This is a genomic window from Micromonospora sp. NPDC051006 (assembly GCF_044456245.1).
Lineage (GTDB): Bacteria > Actinomycetota > Actinomycetes > Mycobacteriales > Micromonosporaceae > Micromonospora.
This window is the reverse complement of the sequence record NZ_JBITFP010000006.1, coordinates 1-19,126: the sequence shown is the minus strand read 5'-3', so window position 1 is coordinate 19,126 and position 19,126 is coordinate 1. Positions and strand designations below refer to the sequence as shown.

19 protein-coding genes and 1 pseudogene are annotated in these 19,126 nt (G+C 67.0%); 7 read left to right on the top strand and 13 right to left on the bottom strand.

Annotated features, from left to right (window positions below; genetic code table 11):
* Nucleotides 1–89: 89 nt before the first annotated feature.
* Nucleotides 90–1,034 (bottom strand): cation diffusion facilitator family transporter, encoded by a 945-nt coding sequence (locus ACIBBA_RS12480; RefSeq protein ID WP_396696556.1) that lies wholly within the window; start codon nucleotides 1,032–1,034, stop codon nucleotides 90–92.
* A 161-nt stretch (nucleotides 1,035–1,195) separates the two neighbouring features.
* Here ACIBBA_RS12480 and ACIBBA_RS12475 point away from each other — a divergent pair, with 161 nt between their 5' ends.
* Entirely contained in the window at nucleotides 1,196–2,290 is a 1,095-nt protein-coding gene (locus tag ACIBBA_RS12475) for a winged helix DNA-binding domain-containing protein (RefSeq protein WP_396696554.1), read from the top strand.
* Between the two features lie 124 nt (nucleotides 2,291–2,414).
* On the opposite strand, the gene ACIBBA_RS12470 is transcribed toward ACIBBA_RS12475, so the two are convergent.
* The 3 genes from ACIBBA_RS12470 to ACIBBA_RS12460 all read right to left on the bottom strand — a co-directional run bounded on the left by ACIBBA_RS12470 (nucleotide 2,415) and on the right by ACIBBA_RS12460 (nucleotide 6,109).
* Complete coding sequence (locus ACIBBA_RS12470) at nucleotides 2,415–2,918, bottom strand: hypothetical protein (protein ID WP_396696552.1); 504 nt, start codon at nucleotides 2,916–2,918, stop codon at nucleotides 2,415–2,417.
* Nucleotides 2,919–3,367: 449 nt separating this feature from the next.
* Nucleotides 3,368–4,579 (bottom strand): hypothetical protein, encoded by a 1,212-nt coding sequence (locus ACIBBA_RS12465; protein ID WP_396696550.1) that lies wholly within the window; start codon nucleotides 4,577–4,579, stop codon nucleotides 3,368–3,370.
* Between the two features lie 612 nt (nucleotides 4,580–5,191).
* Nucleotides 5,192–6,109, bottom strand: a complete 918-nt coding sequence (locus tag ACIBBA_RS12460) for a LysR family transcriptional regulator (protein WP_396696548.1) — start codon at nucleotides 6,107–6,109, stop codon at nucleotides 5,192–5,194.
* 72 nt (nucleotides 6,110–6,181) lie between these two features.
* On the opposite strand from ACIBBA_RS12460, the gene ACIBBA_RS12455 reads away from it, so the two are divergent.
* Complete coding sequence (locus tag ACIBBA_RS12455) at nucleotides 6,182–7,132, top strand: EamA family transporter (protein ID WP_396696546.1); 951 nt, start codon at nucleotides 6,182–6,184, stop codon at nucleotides 7,130–7,132.
* Between the two features lie 356 nt (nucleotides 7,133–7,488).
* On the opposite strand, the gene ACIBBA_RS12450 is transcribed toward ACIBBA_RS12455, so the two are convergent.
* The 4 genes from ACIBBA_RS12450 to ACIBBA_RS12435 all read right to left on the bottom strand — a co-directional run bounded on the left by ACIBBA_RS12450 (nucleotide 7,489) and on the right by ACIBBA_RS12435 (nucleotide 10,551).
* Complete coding sequence (locus ACIBBA_RS12450) at nucleotides 7,489–8,016, bottom strand: hypothetical protein (RefSeq protein WP_396696544.1); 528 nt, start codon at nucleotides 8,014–8,016, stop codon at nucleotides 7,489–7,491.
* Between the two features lie 625 nt (nucleotides 8,017–8,641).
* The gene (locus ACIBBA_RS12445; RefSeq protein WP_396696542.1) at nucleotides 8,642–9,217 is read right to left on the bottom strand and encodes an SMI1/KNR4 family protein; all 576 of its coding nucleotides are present in this window, start codon (nucleotides 9,215–9,217) and stop codon (nucleotides 8,642–8,644) included.
* A gap of 284 nt (nucleotides 9,218–9,501) precedes the next feature.
* A complete protein-coding gene (locus tag ACIBBA_RS12440) occupies nucleotides 9,502–10,092 on the bottom strand; it encodes a GIY-YIG nuclease family protein (protein WP_396696540.1) in 591 nt (196 codons plus the stop codon).
* Between the two features lie 171 nt (nucleotides 10,093–10,263).
* Nucleotides 10,264–10,551 carry a hypothetical protein gene (locus ACIBBA_RS12435; protein ID WP_396696538.1) on the bottom strand — a complete coding sequence of 96 codons (288 nt, stop codon included), beginning with the start codon at nucleotides 10,549–10,551 and terminating at the stop codon, nucleotides 10,264–10,266.
* A 247-nt stretch (nucleotides 10,552–10,798) separates the two neighbouring features.
* On the opposite strand from ACIBBA_RS12435, the gene ACIBBA_RS12430 reads away from it, so the two are divergent.
* The gene (locus ACIBBA_RS12430) at nucleotides 10,799–11,908 is read left to right on the top strand and encodes a hypothetical protein (RefSeq protein ID WP_396696536.1); all 1,110 of its coding nucleotides are present in this window, start codon (nucleotides 10,799–10,801) and stop codon (nucleotides 11,906–11,908) included.
* 270 nt (nucleotides 11,909–12,178) lie between these two features.
* On the opposite strand, the gene ACIBBA_RS12425 is transcribed toward ACIBBA_RS12430, so the two are convergent.
* The gene (locus tag ACIBBA_RS12425; protein WP_396696534.1) at nucleotides 12,179–13,414 is read right to left on the bottom strand and encodes a PIN domain-containing protein; all 1,236 of its coding nucleotides are present in this window, start codon (nucleotides 13,412–13,414) and stop codon (nucleotides 12,179–12,181) included.
* A gap of 210 nt (nucleotides 13,415–13,624) precedes the next feature.
* On the opposite strand from ACIBBA_RS12425, the gene ACIBBA_RS12420 reads away from it, so the two are divergent.
* Complete coding sequence (locus ACIBBA_RS12420) at nucleotides 13,625–13,957, top strand: HD domain-containing protein (protein ID WP_396696532.1); 333 nt, start codon at nucleotides 13,625–13,627, stop codon at nucleotides 13,955–13,957.
* 123 nt (nucleotides 13,958–14,080) lie between these two features.
* Here the strand turns inward: ACIBBA_RS12420 and ACIBBA_RS12415 are convergent, their stop codons facing one another.
* From ACIBBA_RS12415 to ACIBBA_RS12405, 3 genes are all read right to left on the bottom strand, one after another.
* Nucleotides 14,081–14,368: a DUF6881 domain-containing protein gene (locus ACIBBA_RS12415; RefSeq protein WP_396696530.1), complete on the bottom strand. Its 288-nt coding sequence runs from the start codon at nucleotides 14,366–14,368 to the stop codon at nucleotides 14,081–14,083.
* 132 nt (nucleotides 14,369–14,500) lie between these two features.
* Entirely contained in the window at nucleotides 14,501–14,977 is a 477-nt protein-coding gene (locus tag ACIBBA_RS12410) for a hypothetical protein (protein ID WP_396696528.1), read from the bottom strand.
* A gap of 165 nt (nucleotides 14,978–15,142) precedes the next feature.
* Entirely contained in the window at nucleotides 15,143–16,498 is a 1,356-nt protein-coding gene (locus ACIBBA_RS12405; protein WP_396696526.1) for a hypothetical protein, read from the bottom strand.
* A gap of 111 nt (nucleotides 16,499–16,609) precedes the next feature.
* On the opposite strand from ACIBBA_RS12405, the gene ACIBBA_RS12400 reads away from it, so the two are divergent.
* Nucleotides 16,610–16,957: a PadR family transcriptional regulator gene (locus ACIBBA_RS12400; protein WP_355424958.1), complete on the top strand. Its 348-nt coding sequence runs from the start codon at nucleotides 16,610–16,612 to the stop codon at nucleotides 16,955–16,957.
* Nucleotides 16,954–18,009: a hypothetical protein gene (locus tag ACIBBA_RS12395; RefSeq protein WP_396696524.1), complete on the top strand. Its 1,056-nt coding sequence runs from the start codon at nucleotides 16,954–16,956 to the stop codon at nucleotides 18,007–18,009. The genes ACIBBA_RS12400 and ACIBBA_RS12395 overlap by 4 nt, the downstream gene beginning before the upstream one ends.
* A 202-nt stretch (nucleotides 18,010–18,211) precedes the next feature.
* Here ACIBBA_RS12395 and ACIBBA_RS12390 read toward each other — a convergent pair whose 3' ends face one another.
* Nucleotides 18,212–18,661 carry a hypothetical protein gene (locus ACIBBA_RS12390; RefSeq protein WP_396696522.1) on the bottom strand — a complete coding sequence of 150 codons (450 nt, stop codon included), beginning with the start codon at nucleotides 18,659–18,661 and terminating at the stop codon, nucleotides 18,212–18,214.
* A gap of 319 nt (nucleotides 18,662–18,980) precedes the next feature.
* On the opposite strand from ACIBBA_RS12390, the pseudogene ACIBBA_RS12385 reads away from it, so the two are divergent.
* Nucleotides 18,981–19,126, top strand: a pseudogene (locus ACIBBA_RS12385) (peptidase E); the annotation flags it as partial.

Sequence of the window (19,126 nt, the reverse complement as noted above, 5' to 3'; positions counted from 1 at the left end):
CACCGTGGCGGTACAACATCGACCCCGCAGCGCGGCGGCTGCTCGACGACGCTGGCACAGCGCGCAGAACGCCGACTGCCCAGCCGTCATCAACTGCCTGCGGATGAGGAGCCGGCGCCCGTCGGGTTGAGGAAGACGAACCGGATCGCCGGGTTACGCGCGGTGAGCCGTCGTCTGGCCTCGTCGGCCAGGTCCTCGATGTCGCCGGCCCTGACTTGGTCGGCAAAGTCGACCTTCGCGACAACGAGAATGTCGTCGGGACCGAGTTGCAGGGTCAGCAGCTCCACGATGCGATGCACGTTTGGTAGTGCGGCCAATTCCCGGCGAATCTCGTCCTGAACTGGCTCCCTCGCTGGCCGGCCGACGAGCAGGGCGAGGTTGTTGCGGGCCAGAATGGTGGCCACCACGAGGAGCAGTACACCGATGGCGATTGATGCGATGCCATCCCAAACCGGGTCACCGGTCAGCTCGGCGAGCCCCAGGCCTGCACCGGCCAACCCCAGGCCGATCAGGGCGGCGATGTCCTCCAGGAACACCGCCTTGATGGCGGTGTTGGGCGTGCGCCGCAGGACCCTAGCTGAACTGATGCCCCAGCGCTTGGCCCGGCGCCGTACCTGCCGCACCGTCCGCGTCAGAGATATCGACTCCAGGACGAAGGAGACGACCAGCACCGCGTACGAGACGTTGTAATCTCCAGTCTCCTCGGCCGATGCGATGACGTGTACGCCGTGGGTGATGGAGAAGCCGGCGCCGCTGACGAAGGTGAAGACCGCGGCGAGGAGGGCCCAGATGTAGCTCTCCCGGCCGTAGCCGAAGGGGCGCGTGGGGTCGGCCCGGCGGCCGCCACGACGCAGTGCCACGAACAGCAGCACCTCGGTCGTGGTGTCGGCGAAGGAATGGGCGGCTTCCGACAGCATGGCCGCCGAACCCGAGAGCAGGCCCGCAACCACCTTGGCCACGGCGACAGCGACGTTGACGGAACCGGCCACGATCACCGTGCGGACGCTCTGCGACTGCCCGTCCGATTCCGTCATGAAGCCAGGCTATGGGCCGGGAGTCGGCCGGGCGGACAAACCGACAGGCACCGCGGTGTCGCGGGGGGCCGACACGAGCACGTCGATGACCTGCCCGTCCTGGTCGACCGCCCGGTGCACGTACCGCCGTCAGGCGACGCCCCCCGTGAAATGATCCACCTATGCTGACCCGCCGCCATCTCAATCGTGCCCTGCTCGCGCGGCAGCTGCTGCTGGAGCGCTCGCCGCTGGGCCCGCTGGAGGCGATCGAGCATCTCATGGGCCTACCCGCCCAGGCGCCGAACCCGCCCTACCTCGGGCTGTGGACGCGGCTGCAGCGGTTCCAGATCGAGGACCTGTCGGCACTGCTCACCTCCCGCGCAGCTGTGCGCACCGCGCTGATGCGGGCCACGCCGCACCTGGTCAGCGCCCGCGACGCCACGGACATCCGGCCGCTTCTGCTGGCCGTGCAGGACCGCCACCTGGGCCCGTCGGGGCGCGAGCGGCTGCGCGGAGCCGATCCGGGCCGGGTCGCCGCCGCGGGACGGGCCCTTGTCGAGGAGCGGCCGCGCACCATCAAGGAGCTCGGCGCGGAACTCAGCGCACGCTGGCCCGACGCCGAGCCCGCTGCGCTCGGCGCGGCGGTGCGCGCGGGCGTGCCGCTGGTGCAGGTGCCGCCGCACGGGCTGTGGGGCGCGGTCGGGCAGCCCGCGTACACCAGCGCCGAGCAGTGGCTGGGCGCCGGCGGCGCCCCGGGGACCACTCTGGGCGACCTGGTGCTGCGGTATCTGGCGGCGTTCGGCCCCGCGACGGTGCAGGACGTGCAGGCCTGGTCGGGGCTCAGCGGGCTGCGCGAGGTGACCGACCGGCTCGGGGACCGGCTGGTCGCCTACCGCGACGAGGATGGCACCGAGCTGCTCGACCTGCCCGACGCCCCGCTGCCGCACCCGGACACTCCGGCGCCGGTGCGCTACGTCGCCGACTTCGACGCGATCGTGGTCTCCCACGACGACACCAGACGGATCATGGACGACCGGGACCGCCGCGACGTGTTCGGCGTGCCCGGCATCATCCCCGGGACGGTGTTGGTCGACGGGTTCGTCCAGGCCATCTGGAAGATCACCCGGCGGAAGGGCGCGGCGACGCTGGTCGTGCGGCCGCTGTTCCAGATCCCCACCCGCGACGTGCACGACCTGACCGAGGAGGGCGAGCGCCTGCTCGCGTTCGCCGCGCCCGACGCCGTACACCGCGACGTGCGGTTCAATTCCCGCTGGTGAGCCGTGCCCGCCTGCCCGTGGCCAGCATCGTCTCGCCCAGCGCGATGATCAGGACGAGGATCTTTCGGCGGCCGGGCTAGGCGTGACGCCCGAGCAACGGACTCGATCGGCGGTCAGCAGGCGGTCAGCCTTCCCGGTAGGCGGGCAGCCCGAGCGCGGTGCGGACTCTGCCGGCCTCCTTGGCTCCGCTGTGCGCCGCTGCTGCGCGGATCTCCCGCATCAGCGCGTCGGCGTCCGTCGCCTCGCCGGCTCGCCGCCAATGCCGTAACGCGACGTCGTTCTCTTTGAGGAGTGCGGCAATCGGCGCTCGGACCTTTGCCGGCCAGACCGTCTCGCGCAACTCGACCGCGTGCGCCGCGTTCGTCCGGGCCACGTCGGCGGCCAGCGTACGGACCGTCCGCCATGGCTTCCCGGCGTTGACCGCGTCCTCCAGCTCTTCCAACGCGGTGTTGTACGGCGCAACGATCGCCGGGTAGCGGCTCTTCGCCTCAGCAAGCGTCAGCGCGGCCGGGGTGGTCGGCGCGGCGCTCTGCCAAACCGGCGCTGGAGCTTGCGGGTGCACCTGTTCGCCGCCACCGCACCCGGCGAGCAGCACGATCAGGGGTAGGACGGCCGTCCAGCGACGCACGGAAACTTCCCATCTGCCGAGCTCCGAGACACCGGGAGTCTAGGCGTCACCTGCCCGGGCGACTACCCAGCGACGGTGGGGCCGCCGGTGGGAGGGTGAACGAGGATCCGTTCACCGGCAACCGGTACGTCGATTGGGTGCCCATGACGGACTCGTCCCTGGCACCCAATCGATGCAGTGACGCGCTGACGACCGTGCCCGCCCCGACGACGGGGCGAGCACCGTCACCGCCGGTGAGGACACCTGATGCCCCGACGCCTGACTCGCCTGGAGACCGAGGTGCTCGTCATTCGGCGCATGATCGTGCTGCGGGACGAGGAGGCGACTACGACGCGTCCGGCGAGGAATGGCTGTCGGTCTTCCCCAACTGCGTCGTCGCGCTCAGCGCCGGCGTCACCGACCACCACGACCATCCTGACATCCGCTGTCGGGCCAACCCGCTGTGCTTGTTAACCGTTCAGGCCGGCGTAAGCGCGGAGCGCCTCGTGAGTCGTCGGCAGGCCGTGCTGGCGGAGCGGGCCTTGAGGCCCCGAAGAGCCGAACACATGCGGGTTGTCGATGAGCCAGGCGACCACCGCCCGCTGCGCCGCCGTCAGTTCCTCGAAGCCGCGGCCGTGATCCGATTCCATCTGCGGAAACGCGCACCCCAGCACCACGTTGAAATGGTTGTGCCAGTTCGACGTGGGTTGCTCGGCGAGCACCGCCGCGACGAGGTCCGACCGCACCTCCTCGGCCACCGGCGCGGCGAAGGCGTCGAGCACTTCGAGTGCCACGTCGCTGGGGCTGGCAAACCAGATTGTCTGCCCGGTTTTCTGTTGGCGAATGGCCGCCCATCCGCGTAGCTCGGCTATTGCCGAGTCCGGCACCTCTTCACCGGCCAGCTGCGCCCACGCCACAGCAGCCGCCCACCTCAAGTCGGGATCTGTGCCTGCAAGGTTTCTGTCGAGCAGGTCCGCTACAGGCTGCGTCAACGCACCGCCGACCAGTCCTAACGAGATCAGCGCCGCTCCCACTATCTGCGCCGGGCGCTGGTCGTCGGAGGCGATTTCGAGCAGGCGGGGGCGGATCGACGTCATCTCCTCCGAAAACCAGGCCAAGGCGTGGATCGCCTCCCCGACCACTTCGGCGTCTGAGTCGGCCAGGCATGTCAACAGCAGCGGGACGCCGGCCCGGACGGCGTCGTACGCGGCGAGCGCGTGCCGGGTCTCGAACAGGCGCCGCTCGGGCTTAGTGAGCGGAAGCGGCTGCCTCTGCCCGGTACTAACGACCTCGTACCAATCCTTCATCGCTTGCGACCAGCGGCGCCAGGTCTCCTCGGGGACGTGGGCCACGTCGTTGCGGATTTCGGCGATGGGGAAGCCGCTGGCGGGTATGTCGTAAGGCGTGTAACCGACAGCGAGGCAGGAGAGCAGCTGAATGACTTCGTGCCGGGCGGGTGTGGCGGGGTCGGCCAGCAACTCCAGCAGGAACGGGACCGCGTATGCGCTGGCCTCGTACCGGGTCCCCTGGTGGTAAATGTTGCCGTAAAGCTCGTACATTGCCGCGCTACGGACCTCGGCGTCGGATGACCGCAGATCACGAATGAGGCCAGGCACGTCCTCGGCACTTCCGTACGCGTGCGTCAACGACGCCCAGTCGATGCTGTCCAGATCAAGTCGCACCCGCCGCATTCTCCACGAGGTGAGCCCATGATGGGGTACCCCTCGATGTTCGCTGCAGCCATCAGCGCCCGGATCGAGCAGACCACCGGCTGGTCAATACCCCGGTTCGTGCGCACTCCGCGCTCACCTGCGGGGACAGGGGCTCTGCTACGTCCTCGCGGTGTCCTGCCGCACCGGGCGACGGTGCCCGACAGCCGCGGCCGGGGTGACCAGGGTGGCGGCACGGGAGCACGGAGTCGGGCTCCGGGTACCAACGCCGACCGGACCACAACCGGCGCTGCGGCGGGGCGAGCAGCGCCTGCCGTTCGGCTACCGACTTATCACCGGATCCGATGACGCTCGGTCAATGGTCGAGTTGGCCCGGGCGTAGGTCGTCGAGATGGCATCGTATGTTCGTTGGGTCTCGGTGATGGGCTCAGACATGTGGGCGAGGCTATCGCCCTGCGGACTGCTTGCCTTCGGGCAGCAAAGAGGCAGCAAGAGCGACGCGAACCGAAAGCCGAGCCATCGTCGGAAGGCGTCGCCCCTGCACTCAGCCACGTCCCGTAACAGCGAACCACGGCCGTTGATAAGCCATACCCGGCTCCCCCGCGGGGTCGTCGCCTTTCCTGGTCAGAGTGAACACGTTGCCGGCGCCGAGGCGGACGCGGTGAGTTCGGCGAGGAACGCCTCTATCGCCGGGCGCAGCGGTCCCGTGCCCCGGCTCCGGGTCACCGCGAAGATCCGCCGCTCGGTCACCGGTTCGGTGAGCGGCTCGACGTGCACGGTTGGCGGCACCTCGCGCAGCGCCATCTCCGGCACGAGGGCCGAGCCGAGCCCGGCGCCGACGAGGTCGAGCGTCAGCGCGAAGTCGATCGCCCGGTGGCGGATGTCCGGCTCGAATCCGGCCAGCCGGCAGGCGTGCAGTGTGGAGCGCAGGCACGGGGTGCCCTCGGCGCTGGCCACCCATCGCGCGTCGCGCAGGTCGCCGAGCCGGCCCGACCGGCTGCCCCACCGGGCCGGCGTGATCAGATGCATCGGGTCGTTGGCGATCGGGTGTCGGTCCAGGTCGGGCGGGAGCGGCGTCGGGACGTGGTCGTACTCCTGAAGCACGATCACATCGAGCGTGCCCGAGCGCAGGTCGAGCCGGCTCTGCTGGTCCTCTGCCTCGAAGACGCGCACGTCCAGGTCCGGATGCCGGGCGATCGCCCGTGCGGCGGCCGGCGCGACCAGGGCGCCGGCCGCCGAGGGGAAGGCGCCCACTCGTACGGCGCCGCTGACGTCGCGCCGCAGCGCGGCGAGCCCCGCCCTGGCTTGCTCGACCGCGCTGATGATCTGCTTTGCGTGCTCGGCGAGCACGTAGCCGGCCGGGGTGAGCACGACCCCTCGACCCGAACGTTCGACCAGCTCGCAGCCAGCCTCGCGAGCGAGCTGACCGAGCTGCTGGGAGACCGCGGACGGGGTGACGTGCAGGGCCGCCGCGGCAGCGGTGATCCCGCCGCGCAGGGCCACCTCGTACAGCACGCGGAGCCGTCGTACGTCGAGATCCATGAAGTGAGGCTACAGGAAGGCTTAAGAACCATGAACTTGTGCTAACAGGTGGTGGCCCGCAGAGTTGATCTCATGAGAATGTCGCACCGGCTCCAGGCGGTCCTGGTCGCCGCCATCTGGGGCGTGAACTTCGTGGTCGTCGACGTCGGCCTGCGGGAGCTGCCGCCGCTGGTTCTGACCGCGCTGCGGTTCGTCGTCGTCGCCGTACCACTGGTGTTCCTCGTGCCCCGGCCGACCGCCCGCGCGCGCTACATCGTCGCCTACGGCCTGATCCTCGGGGTGCTGAAGTTCGGGATGCTGTTCAGCGCGATGGCCCTGGGCATGGGCGCCGGCCTCGCCTCCCTGGTGCTTCAGGCGCAGGCCCTGGCGTCGGTGGTGCTCGCCGCGCTACTGCTGCGGGAGCGCCCCGCCACGCGGCAGATCGCCGGCGTGCTGGTCGGCTCGGCTGGCATCGGTGTGCTCGCGGTCTCCGGCGGTGGGCACACCACTGCAATCGGCTTCGCGTTCACGCTCTTCGCCGCCGCGAGCTGGGCCGTCGCGAACATCGTGGTACGAGCCAGCGGCGAAACCCGGCCGATCTCCCTGCTCGTCTGGTCCAGTCTGATGCCACCGCTGCCGCTGTTCGGCCTGGCGGCCGTCGTCGACGGCCCGCAGGTGGTGCTCGACTCGCTGCTCGGCCTCTCCTGGCGCGCCCTGGCCGCGGTCGGGTACGTCGCCTACGTCTCGACCCTGGTCGGGTTCGGCCTCTGGAATCATCTCATCGGCCGCTACTCGGTCGCCCGGGTCGCGCCGTTCAGCCTGCTCGTGCCCGTCTTCGGGCTCACCGCGTCGTGGCTGTTCCTGCGCGAGCGGATGACCGGCGGCGAGGTGCTGGCCGCCCTGATCGTGCTGGTCGGGCTCGCGCTCGTGGTCGGCGGCGTCCGCCCGCCGAATGGGCTGGCCGACCGGGCGCGATCGGCCAGCCCACCCGGCTACCTGAACCGTCGAAACGACCTACCCGACCGGGCGGGACGCGCTAGCTGATCAGGGACGCACTAGGTGTCGGGGTGCAGTTTCCGCTGGTGGCGGGGCAGCGGCTCGCGGTTCCGCCTCAACGCCTGACTACTCGGGTTGGATGACCAACTGAGCGAACGCAAACGCGCGACCGACGCGCGGACGAGGCAACCCCTTCTCTGCACGCAACTGCTCGAACCCTGGCGGCTCGGACCCAACCCGTCTACCACGACGGGCGGGCTGGGTCCCATTAGTCCCACCACATGCTTGACGAATCCGTCTCAACACATGCTTGACTTTTCAGCTAGGTTTCGGTCCAACCTCTCGGGCGGCGGGTCTCTGCGACGTGCTGTTGCACTTGTGGGAGTGGGTCGCCGATGGCTGCGTCAGGAGGGTGAGGCGGTGGGGGTCGCTGCCGGGTCGTAGTCGGCGTCGGATCGGAAGTAGACGACGCCGCTGGCCGGGTCCAGCCAGTACGAGGCCGACACGAACGCTCCCTCCTCACCCTCGCGCCAATCCAGGTCCGCGACGGTACGCCAGTCTGGTGCGGACGGTAGCCAGGACGACAACCGGGGGTTCGGCGCGCGATCGCCGGGAAGTATCTGGGCGTCGGGCATCTTCAGTACGGTCAGTCTAGCGACGTCGGCTGGCGCAACCCGGGCCACGCCCTCCCGCAGCAGGATCAAATCGCCGAGGCTGAAGTCGCAGCGGCCACTGACGGTCCACTCCAGCCAGTGGACATCTAGGACCCGGCCCAGCGGTTGTAGCTCCCGCTCGATCGGTGCGGTTCGGTCGTGCACCGACCCGTCAATCGTCACCTCCGGGTCCGGGCAACTCAACCCCGGGGTCATGCAGCCGCTTTGAGGTGCCGACATCGCGACCAGGGCCACGACGGCCACCACCCGGCGTTTCACGGCAGGATCCGGAGGAACAGTGCGAGCGGCCAGGGGTTAACCACTTGGCGATGCTACACGCGATCAAGAGCCGAATATCGACCATGTCAAGCATGTGGTGGGACGCGATTGTCAAGCACGTCCCGTGACGGGACGCGCTGCGTCGCAGGGTGGTTGCCGAAATTGCCCTATACAGAATCAAGGCGGCCCGCAAGCGGGCCGCGCCGGCCCGCCTCTGGCCTGCTTGCGACCTCCGGCCGGCATCGGCCGGGCCGGCCAGCCACGCTAACGGGACACAATGCCTTGAAGACCTCGGGGCTCCGCCCCTAAGCCCCGACCCTCCTAGGATCGGTACGGCACTACCGCATACGCCCGCATCGCCGGAATCTCGGCCCTACCTGTCACCATCTCCCGCGCCACCGCACCACTGGCCGCCGCCGCGCTCCTTCACATGACCGGCTATCCGTGGCTGCTCACCGCGGTAGCGATCTACTGCGCACTCGCCGCGACCGGCATGCTCGTTCGTGCACGATCCCTCGCTACTGCGCCGTCGCCACCCGGTTCGACAAGCTCGCCGTGCGGTACGAAGCCACGGTTTACCTCGCCGCGATCACCGAATGCTTGTGACCAGCTCTGACAAACGCTCTCAAGTCCACTGAAGCGAGCCACCTTCGACAATCTCAGTTCGCGTCGGGTCGTCGAGCCGGCCGGCGGTGTCAGCGAGCATGGCCGCCGCCCCAGCCCAGTCCGTCTCGACGTAGCCTTCCTCCGCCCACCACGACATGATGCAGCCGTGGCGCGCACCGTCGCGGAGGTCGACCACGAGCACATCACCGGCTAGATCCCAACAGATCGGGACCGTGGCGGTACAGAACCCGAACAAGCGCCCGCCGGCCACGGTGGCATGTGCACCGTCCGCGCCGCAGCAGTCCTGGTCGGCGAACCGTGAGAGGCTGGCGAAACGTTCGCGTACTCCGGCTACCGGCAACGGGTAGTAGTGCGAAGGGATTGGGCACCCGGCCCGGTAATCGGCGTCGGCGATGCCATCCATCAGCCGCCACCACGCGAGCAGATCAGCCGGCAGCGGGCGACCCACAGCCTTTTCCGTGCGGCGGACCTCCACAGCGCTCGCAGGTGGGCGGATCGCCTCCGCAGTCACCGACGCGTGCCGCGCCAACCAGGCGATGATCCGCCGCCACGAGTCCTCGACCGGAATATCCACTCGCGCACGGTACCTGCCGCGACAAAGCCCGCCGACGCTACGAAGCCACCACCCACTCGCCGCGCCAGCGAGTGCCTTTTGACGACTTTGATACCGGCCCTAGGCGAGCCGATCGAGAGCCCGGGCGCGCGGGCGATCGAGTGCACGGACCCCGATCACCGGTTGGCCGAGCAGTTGGCCCGTGACCTGGTACTGATCTCTCCTCCACCCGCCACCACTCTCGACGGTGTCGATCGAGCCCCGTGCGGGGGTGAAAGCTCCCGAGCTGCCCCACGAGAGACTGGTCATGGCTCCACCGGAAGCAACCGAGCTTGCGCCCGTTGTGCGGCGCGGAGCGCGGAGAGCTGGCCGTGGAATGAGCCATGCCGGTTCTGATCGAGGTTGAGCGGGAGCACGCAGGATCGGATCAGCTCCTCCTCAAGCTTCCACGGCTGGTCCGTCGCGACCCACACGACTTGGGCGTGCTCTGCCATCCAGGCGGTGAGCTGCTTCTCACCCTCTCGGCCGAACGTCAGTCGGGTGCCGCTACCGACCCGCCTCAGGCCGATTCCGAGCTCGCCGGCAAGGAGCGATCCGAGGGTCAGGCGCAGGGTCGAGCCGGCCGCGTTGCCCCGGTAGTGGTAGCGAATCCGGCGGCGGATCGTCTGCCGGCTCGCAGGGCGCCCGTTGCCCGGGGGAGCCTTCGGTGAGATGCCCACGTACAGCAGCACCGCCCCGTCCTGCTTGTGGCATCCGGCGACCGGTACCAGCGGTGGTGGCGACGTGAAGTACCAGGCGTAGACACCGGGAGCCGCAGGTATCGGGCAGTCCCGCCCACGGATGTCCTCAGCCCGATACAGCCGAGAGGGATCAAGCAAGGCTTCCTCCGGGACCACTGGCGCTCCTCATCAATGTCACCGCGTTGGCCATACAGCCACTCGTACAGCCAGCCTGCCAGCGAGGGCCGACAGGATTCGACAACGCGGACGGCTGGGCGGGATTCGTGCAAGCTGACCAGCGGTTTGCGGTCGTGTCCGAACCCCCAGGTCAATTCCGTCCGCCCGGGGTCAGCGCGGGAGATAGCCGTTCGCCGAGTGAACCGACAGGCGGAAGCCCATCGGCACCCGCTCGTGACGAGGCAGGCCGAGCACCTCGTAGTTGACCGCGAGATCATCGAGGACCAGCGATGATCTGGGGGCCATCTCCACGTCCGGGATTGTGATCGTGACGAAGACAGGCAGCTCCATGCCCGCGGCCACTCTGATCGAGCGGAACGGCGCCGCCGCAGCCGGTTCGAACACGACGGCAGTGGCCTCATCTGCAGGGTTTACAGCCAGGCGGGCGATCTCGAACACGTGCTGATCCGCCGGACCGCCATCGCCCGAGCGCCCCGCCGGAGGCAGTTTCCTGGCGATCGGCGCTACTTCGAGGTAGTGGTCTTGTACTGCGGGGGGTGTACTTGGTGAGCCCTCGCGGGGCCTCTGGCGCTGAGACGCAAGCCGGCTCAAGAGGGTGTCCTGCCTGCTCTGAACCTCTCCGCCGTGCCACGAACCGACACGCGCCAATTGGGAGATTGCGGTACGGTGAGTCGTGCTTCCCAGCTTGCAGTTCAGTGACTTTCACAAGTTCCTGGTCAGCGTTGGTGGCCTGTCACTGGCGGCGGCCGTGGCTCTTCCGATTCTGCTCCTGCGCTCACAGAAGACCGTGATGGTTACGGAGAAGCAGCTGGCAGACCTGAGCCCGAACGCCCGGGACGCGGTAGAGGCCCAACAGAAACAAGCCCTCTGGATAATTAATTACTGGCCCCCGGTTTCTATTGTCCTGTTCGCGATTGGAACTGTTCTGATTGTTGTCGGCGCTGTCATATGGAAGAAGCGCCAGGATCTGCTTAACGATCGGGAATCGGCCGAACTGGAGAAGGTCAAGCTTGAGCATGAGAAGACCCGTCACGAGATCCGGGCGTTAATTCGAGACAATAAGGAAGGCGAGGAGGAAGCTGTGGAGGCGGCCATCAAGGAGTCCGCAGCCGATCCCCCCTCTTCCGACCAGGACGACAGGACAGAAGTGCCCAGACCCAGGCCGCCGACGGAGAAAGAAGAGCGTCCGGATGATGGATCTCGCGCATCGACCACGCGCACGAACATCTCTGCGCTCAAGACTGTAGCCACGAACGTTGGCTCGCTTGAGATCCGGGGGATGCTCAATTACATCCGCGCCCAGGAAGAAGCAGTGCTTTATCTTGAGCGCGTCTATGCGGGGAAGCTCGATGTCGTGCGGAATGTGAGGCTCGGGGTAGATCGAGCCGACTTCATGGTTACCTCGGACACCGAGGATATGCCGAACCTAGCCGTCGATGTGAGTCAAATAAACGGCACCTCGGTCGCGCGTCCCAAGGTCCGGCAGTCGCTAGAATGGGCGCAAGAGGCGCGGTATGCCGCTCGCCAGAGCTTTAGAGGGCGGTTCCGCCCTGTCGTGTTCTTCGTCATTCCGACGAACAGCCCTCCCAAACTCTCTGAGGTTGTTCGTTCTGAGATTCAGAGGGGGATACACGGCTTCAGCGACCTGAGTGAAAAGCCGCCGCCGATGACCATCATCCTAGTTGAATCGGAAGCCTTCGAGACACTACCTCTAGAGAAGTCCGTATTTGCTGGACCAGACCCACGCGTCTTGGAATGGCTTCCCTCCGTGGCGGCCGCTGCCGAATCCAACTAGCGAGCGTGAGCATGCGACCAGAGGACCGAGGAGAGTGTGCGCAGGACACCGAAGGGGGGTGCTAACGACTGGGCCCCTAGAATCTTGAAGCCCCGGAATCTGCCGGATGGTGGACCGGGGCTTCGTCGTGTCCCGCGCCGCCGGCGGGCTGTAACCGACGCGCTGGCGGCCGAAGGCCAGAGGCGCGGCGGCGGGCACTCTGGCCCGGCCCGGGTTCGGCGGCGCGAGCGGCCCGCGCCGCGGGCCGCCTTGATCCCGTACAGAAAGTTCTCACAGATCTGACTCTGCATCGACCACAGGGAGGTTCACTCTCGCCCGCTTCCGGGCCGCGGCTGCTTCCACTTGCGTCAGTGCCTTGGAACGCAGGTATTCGACCTCGTTTAAGCGATCGCGAAGCATGACCTCCCGATCTCTGTATTCACGTAGCCGCTCCTCTGCCTGCTCAAGTTCCCCGAGGGCAGCGGCGTATTCGCTGCTGGCGACACTCTGGGCCTCCTCCGATGACGACTTGAGCAGGCTGGAGCGAAGCCGCTCGGTTTGCGTTTCAGCTCGGCGAACCATCGCCGCAACGTCGCGGGCTTGCGCCCTCACCATCATGTGGTCGCTTTCGAGCCTCATCAGGCGATCTTCGAGTCGGCGCCGATATTCCAACTCTTCAGGTCGAGCCGACACCTTCGCCGCCTGCTGCAGCGTCTCAACACTTACATCTGCGTTCAAGTGTTCGCGTGCGTATCGCAGGAAGGATTTGGTTGGCATGACAACAAGCCGCGCTCCGGTCTTTTCGGAGCATTCATCAGTAAGCTCAGGTCTTCCAATTATGGTTTTGCCCTTGATTCGCAGGTACCAATCTTCCTTGGTGTCACCCGTCACGAAAATGAGATAATTCGGTCTTCTCCGGGCAGCCTCGCCAAGCGTCTGCGACCAGACGAAGTAGTCACCACTGCTGTCAGCCTTTCCGGCATCTTTGTATCCAGGTGGCACGCTCTCGTCTGCTCGCCGCTGAGCCTCCTCCGCGGCGCGCGCCTTCTCCTCGTCGGTATAAGGCTCGCCGACGCGATCCTCGAAAATTCGTTCGAGCCGGTGCAGTACAGGATCATGGCTTGTCGGCTCTGCTAGTCCATGCGACCCGCGAAGCGCGTCAATCGCCCGCTGCAAGGGGTTGAGACCTTGATGCGCCATGCTGAGGAGGCGCTCGCGTTCTTTGTCCGCCAGTGCCACTCGATTGGAAAGTTCGCGAATCTTAGTCGCTAGCTCACCTTCGATTGTCTTGCGATGTTCTTGAAGAGCATCCAAAAGAACTTTGTATGCCGCGTCATGCTCGGCGATTACAGAGAAGCGATTTCGGTGGAATTCATGCGCAACCTGATGGGGAATCCATAGGCGATCTCTTGCTTGTTCAAGCGCGGACAGCAATTCCTCTCGCGCCTTCGCGGCAAAACGATATGCGCCCAAAAGAACGTTAGTGTCTAAGACTATTAGACCGGATTTCATGGCGTGTGCAATCACGTCTGGACCGGGAACTAGATGGCCAGCGAAGTGAGTGCTAAAGCTCGGCATTAGGTTCGCTCTCCAAATCGCAACCCGGCATGTGACGTAGGACAGTAGCAGCATGTTCAGACGCGTGCATGACTCCTGGATTTACGGGGGCAAAAGGAAAAAACTGCACAGGGGCGGCCGAGCTCTCGGCCGTAGCCAGGAAGACACGATGTCCGTACGATGCAAGAGATGAGTGTCTTAGTACAGCAAGCGGCTGCGATCGCCGAGGACCTCCTGCGAGAGGCACTGCCTCGACGCTGGCGTCATGTAAGGGCGGTGGGACTGAAGGCAGAGGCCCTTGGGGTCCTACCGAACGTTGACGTGGAGATTCTTTCCGCCTCGGCTTGGCTTCACGACATCGGGTACTCACCGCGCATATCTGACACAGGGTTCCATGCACTTGACGGCGCACGGTGGTTACTACGAGAGGGATTCAGCATGCGCCTGGCCAGCTTGGTTGCCCACCATTCTTTTGGAAGCCACCCTACGCACCAGCAACCCATTGAACATTGACCTCGGGTTGCTGTCGGCTGCGACCGCCACCGTCGTCTGACGTCAGCCAGACCCGAGCGCGCATCCGGATCTGCCGCGAAGGGCTCGCCACCGTGGTTGGCCGTGGTGCCGATAGACCCACTCCTACTCGCCGGCGAAGTCGTCCCAGACACACTCGAACGCGTTCCGCGTAATCATGTAGCGGCTCCAGTCCTCGTCCGCGTCATCAAGGCTCGCCTGCCCCAGGCTTCCGTGCTGGTCTTCCTCATGGCCGGGCCCGTAGCGGAGGACCGGACCGTTGTCGTACGCCTCGATCTGCCGCACGGGCCAGCCGTCTTCATCGACCTCGAAGTACCAGACCGAGGGTCCCCAGCCGTCGAATTCGTCGCCTCGTGACTCATCCCAGCGACGGCGGAGGAAGCGGCTCGTCATAGCGGGAGCCTACGGTCTTCGCACCCACACACTGCCGACAACCGCGCGGCGTACCGCGAAGCCGGTTTCCACACTCCTGGGCATCCAACCCGCTGGGCTCGCTGCTCGGAAGACGGCTCGTGCAACCGAGACTCAACCGTCGGTCACGAGCACAACCCGGTCGGCCTCCACGTCGTACCCGAGCACCGGCTCGTTTCCCAGGCCCTCGGGCGTCATCAGGACCGACTTGCGTAGCCTGCGGCCCATCGTGGTCAAGAATCGGCAGAAGACATCCAACTGCTGTTGTCCCTGCAGCTCACGCAAGTCGATATCGAAGTCTATCCGCTCAGCCTCGTACAGCCGGAAGATCGCGAGAACACCGGGTGCTGGCCAGACATTCAACTGGACGCCGGCGTCCTCACGGAGACTCAGCATGTCCTCGACCGCGGCGGGCAGTGGGCACGCATCCCCGTCGACCAGGTAAGCAAGCTGCCAGCCTTCCGACCGCACGAGGTCAACAAGAGCCTGCCAATCCTCGACGGTTGTCTCCGGCACGTGCACATCCGGGAGCGTCCCGTTCAGGTCAAGGTCGAACCAGACCTGAACGTCCTCCCACAGCAAGTCGCTCACACCGCCATGCTGCCGAAAACCCATCCTCACCGTGGCCGGGTTTCCTGACGGCCAACGTCACGCCGCCACCGCCGACCACAAGCCAAACTCGGACTGGACCGGCCCCCAACCGGGCGCACTCTCATGCCGATTGCGGATGCGGAGGTCGGGCCTGGCCGGGGTCAGTCACAGCAGGCCGCGCTCGCGTAGCCGGGCGAGCCGGTCCGGCGGCAGGCAGTCGGCCAGGTTCCGCTCCAGGTCGACCAGCTCAAGGTCGACCGGGTACACCACGAAGTCGTCGGCGACTGGGAGCGTGTCCGACCAGTCGCGGAGGTTGAGCCGAGACGCCACCGCGCACAACAGTCGCCGGCCCACCTCGGATCCGGCGGCGGCATCGAGGTCGTCGGCGTCGAGCAGGGCGAGCTCCTGTCGTACCAGCCGCATCGATCCTGCGTCGTCGAGGTCAACGTCGGTACTGGCCTTGAAGTCCTCCGGCGACCATGCTGCCTGGGCGTCGATCGCCGCCAGGGCGGCGCGCTCGTCCTCAGTGGCCCCGTGGACCTCGAAGGACAGCGCGTTCGATCGGTAGTAGCTCAGCGCGACGGAGGCGGCGGGGCCGTCGACCGCCAGGCGCGCTACGGCGTCCGGGATCAGCGTGAGGAATGCGTCCTCGATGGCCCGGCACGCTGCTTCGAGGTCGAATCCGGCCGGGGGCCGCTCATAGCGCACCTCGGACTGACGGCCCATGACCTCGTCGACGCGGACCAGGCCGCGGTCGTCGTGCTCCGCCGTCAGCACCGAAGGCGCCCGTCCGTCGTGCTCGATCTCGACGCGGCTGATCCGCCCATCGGTGTATGCGTACGACTCCCGCCCCGAGCCGCCCCGCGCGACCGTGTCGGCCGAGCGCATCAACCCGTCCACGAAGCGGTACTCGTGCAGGTAAATGGGCCCGTCCGTATCGAAGTGCGCCGCCTCGACCACGTCGCCGTCGTGGCTGACAAACGTCTCGTAGTACAGACGGCCGTGAAGAAAGCCGCTGTACTCCTCGACCACCACCGCGCGGCCCTCGGCGTCGAACCCGATGCGCAGAACAGCCCGATCCACCGGCGGTCTGGCGTCCAACCGGCGGCCAGCCTTGAGCAGGTCCCGTTCGAAATGCATCGGACGAAGATCAAGGCCCGGCCAGGTGTACCAGTCCCAGCGCCCGACGAGCGCGGTCGCCGTTCTCTTTCGGGAGTCGTACTCGCCAGCGAGCTGGGCGAACCGCGCAGCAAGATCGGACATGTCCGGGATCCTACTGGTCGCCTCGCCGGACTGGCCGCCGCGCACATCCGGATCTGCCGCAAAGCGCTCGTCACCGAGGGTGACGTCGGCGCCGGTCTGCGACGTCCGGACGAATTGACCGCTGTGTCCGGGACCCAGCACGATGGCCGCCCCGTTTCTGCGCGGGGCGCCGACGACGCTGCTCTCCACCGCCGGAATCGCAGGAGCGAAATCCGGCCCGCCCAGGTTTCCGGCGTCCGCCGCGTCACCGTCGCCCATCATCACTCCTTCTTGTCGTGGGCTCCGCGCGTGCCGGGGCCCGGTGAACCCCGCCGGCGCCAGCTCGGCTTCCGGCACACAGCATATCTTGTCTTCCACTATATTAGGTGGATGAGTTCTCGGGCGATGACGGAACCAGCCTTCTTCATCCTCACCGCGCTGCTCGACGCTCCGCGCCACGGCTACGGGATCGTCGCGGAGGTGGCGGAACTGTCGCGGGGCCGCGTGCAGCTGAAGATCGGCTCCTTGTACGGGGTCTTGGACCGACTCGTCGGTGATGGCCTGGTCGAACTGGACCGCGAGGAGGCATGGCAAGGACGGTTACGCCGGTACTACCGGTTGACCGAGCGGGGCCGCCATGCCCTCGACGCCGAGGCTCAACGCCTGGCCGCCAACGCGCGCCTCGCCTCGACCCGGTTGCGCGAGCGGCGGAACCCGATCGCGGGGACGCCGTCGTGAGCCGGCTGGAGGAGCGCTACCGCTTCGTTCTGCGGCTGCTGCCCGCCGCCTACCGGCAGGAATGGGAAGACGACATGGTCGCCGCCTTCCTGGACAGCATGGACACCGGCGACTCCGAGACCACCGCGTATGTCACGGACTACGGCCGGCCGAGCCTGTCGGAGGTCACCAGCATCGTGTCTCTCGCCGTTCGGTTGCGTCTCGGCGGGGCTGACGCGCCACCCCGCTCGTACGCCTGGGGGCGGGGCGTGCGACTGGCGACCCTGATGGCGATGCTGGCCCACGCCGTCATGGTCACCGCCAGTATCGCCGTCACACTGTGGCTCTACGGGAAGATCGCCTGGTTGCCGGCTCCTGCACCCGAATGGGCACTCACCCCGCCGGGGAGCATCTGGCACACCGCGTGGGACCTGGCCGGCTACGCCTGGTTACCGGCCTACATCGCGCTTGTCCTCGGACACCGGCGCGTAGCCCAGGCAGTCGCCCTGCTCGCCGTTGTGCCTCCGGTCATCACCACCGCCGTGCAACAAGCCGGTGATGTACCGCTGTCCGTGTCGCCCTGGGCCATGCTGCTGATCGACGTCGTCTTGCTAATCGCCATGGCGGCCTTTCACCACGGCGCCCCACCGGTGCCGCGCCGCCCCTGGCTCCTCGCGCTGCCGGTCGGCATCCTCCTCGTCCCCGTGCCGCTGTTCACCATCCAGGCGACCACACCGGCGCTGAGGCTGCTGGACTGGCCGGGCCTGTCCTGCGCGGCGGTTACTGCTGTCATGGTGATACACCTGGTCGGTCGAGTAACCAATCGTTCATCTCGCACGCTGCCATGGTCACTGGCGCTCACCCTGCTCGCCGTAGCCACGCTCACTCTGCGAGCCGCAACCCTGCTCGATTACAGCGACCAGGCACAGCACACAACCCTCGCCACGATCGCTTCCGTGCAGGCAATCGCCGTCCTGGCGGTGGGCGTACCGGTCGCCGTACTAGCCATCCGGGCGCTGCGCCGACTTCCATCGATCCCCAACGTCAGCCCAAGACCCACCACACCGACGTAGGAACTCGCCCAACCTCGGCACCACCGGCCCGAGACGCGAGGCCCATCGGCCGCGCAGACCACAACGGAACGTACTGTCATGCCGCTGACAAAGCGCGCCGGCCGGCGCGGACAACTCGGATCACCGATACGGGCCTGACCGCCGCTAGCCGCAATCACCAACGCGGGCCGGCGGCGGGATCGATCCCGCCTCCGTACCGGAGTCATGCATGCTCAGCCGGCCAAAACTGCACAAGAATCGATGCGAACGGCCGCTCACCCGGTTTGGCCGGAGCCTCCACGCGCCAGGCCAGTCGGGTATTCCACCGCCTGCCCTCGGGAAGGCGATAGACATCAGCCAGACCGCCGTAAGTGAGCTCATCCACACCCAGGATTCCTGATGGGAAGTCCATCACGATGACGTCGCTGCGGTCCCAGCCGCTCGGGTCGAACTTCGCCGGTCCGTCCCAGGTCTCCAATCGCATCTGAGCCCCCAGCACGACCTCCTCGTCGATGTTCTCCAGATACACGTTGCCCGGCGTCGTCCCGATCCAATGGCCCACGGTCTGTGGCGACGGCGGCTTCGCACCGCCATGACACGCATCATCGACGAGCCCGACCAGTCGGTAGTCGATGCTGACGTGAAGTTCCGCAGAATCAGTCAGCACTGCCACTGGGACCTCCCATTCACTGGCGGTCGGGCTAGCCGAAACAACGGATGGCACCTTCAGCACCGCGGCGAGCGGGTCTGGCGGCATCCGGATTTGCCGCCGAGCGGGCGCGCCGGAATGCAGGAACTCCCGTCACTCGCCGTAGATGTCCGGCGCAGGCCTCGGATCGATCCCCGTGCACGCACGTGCCGATGCGCGTGTGGGGAGCTTGAGGGGTCGCAACGGCGATGAGTTTCGTTATGGTGGCCAGTCTGTATTCCCGTGCATCCGATCTCCCGACTCTCGGGGAGAGCGTCATGACCGCTACGTACAGGAGGCAAGCGTGAAGCTTCTTCTCACGTCCGCGGGTGTCACGAACCCGAGCATCCGCGATGCGCTGGTCGACCTGCTGGGCAAGCCGATCGCCGACTCCAGTGCCCTCTGCATCCCTACGGCGCTGTACGGCCACCCCATGTGCGGGCCAGCCTC

Coding starts and splice junctions, on each gene's coding strand:
- ACIBBA_RS12455 (WP_396696546.1), top strand. CDS start 6,182: ATGAGAATGTCGCACCGGCTCCAGGCGGTCCTGGTCGCCGCCATCTGG.
- ACIBBA_RS12480 (WP_396696556.1), bottom strand. CDS start 1,034: ATGACGGAATCGGACGGGCAGTCGCAGAGCGTCCGCACGGTGATCGTG.
- ACIBBA_RS12415 (WP_396696530.1), bottom strand. CDS start 14,368: ATGACGAGCCGCTTCCTCCGCCGTCGCTGGGATGAGTCACGAGGCGAC.
- ACIBBA_RS12400 (WP_355424958.1), top strand. CDS start 16,610: ATGAGTTCTCGGGCGATGACGGAACCAGCCTTCTTCATCCTCACCGCG.
- ACIBBA_RS12460 (WP_396696548.1), bottom strand. CDS start 6,109: ATGGATCTCGACGTACGACGGCTCCGCGTGCTGTACGAGGTGGCCCTG.
- ACIBBA_RS12475 (WP_396696554.1), top strand. CDS start 1,196: ATGCTGACCCGCCGCCATCTCAATCGTGCCCTGCTCGCGCGGCAGCTG.
- ACIBBA_RS12420 (WP_396696532.1), top strand. CDS start 13,625: ATGCAAGAGATGAGTGTCTTAGTACAGCAAGCGGCTGCGATCGCCGAG.
- ACIBBA_RS12405 (WP_396696526.1), bottom strand. CDS start 16,498: ATGGGCGACGGTGACGCGGCGGACGCCGGAAACCTGGGCGGGCCGGAT.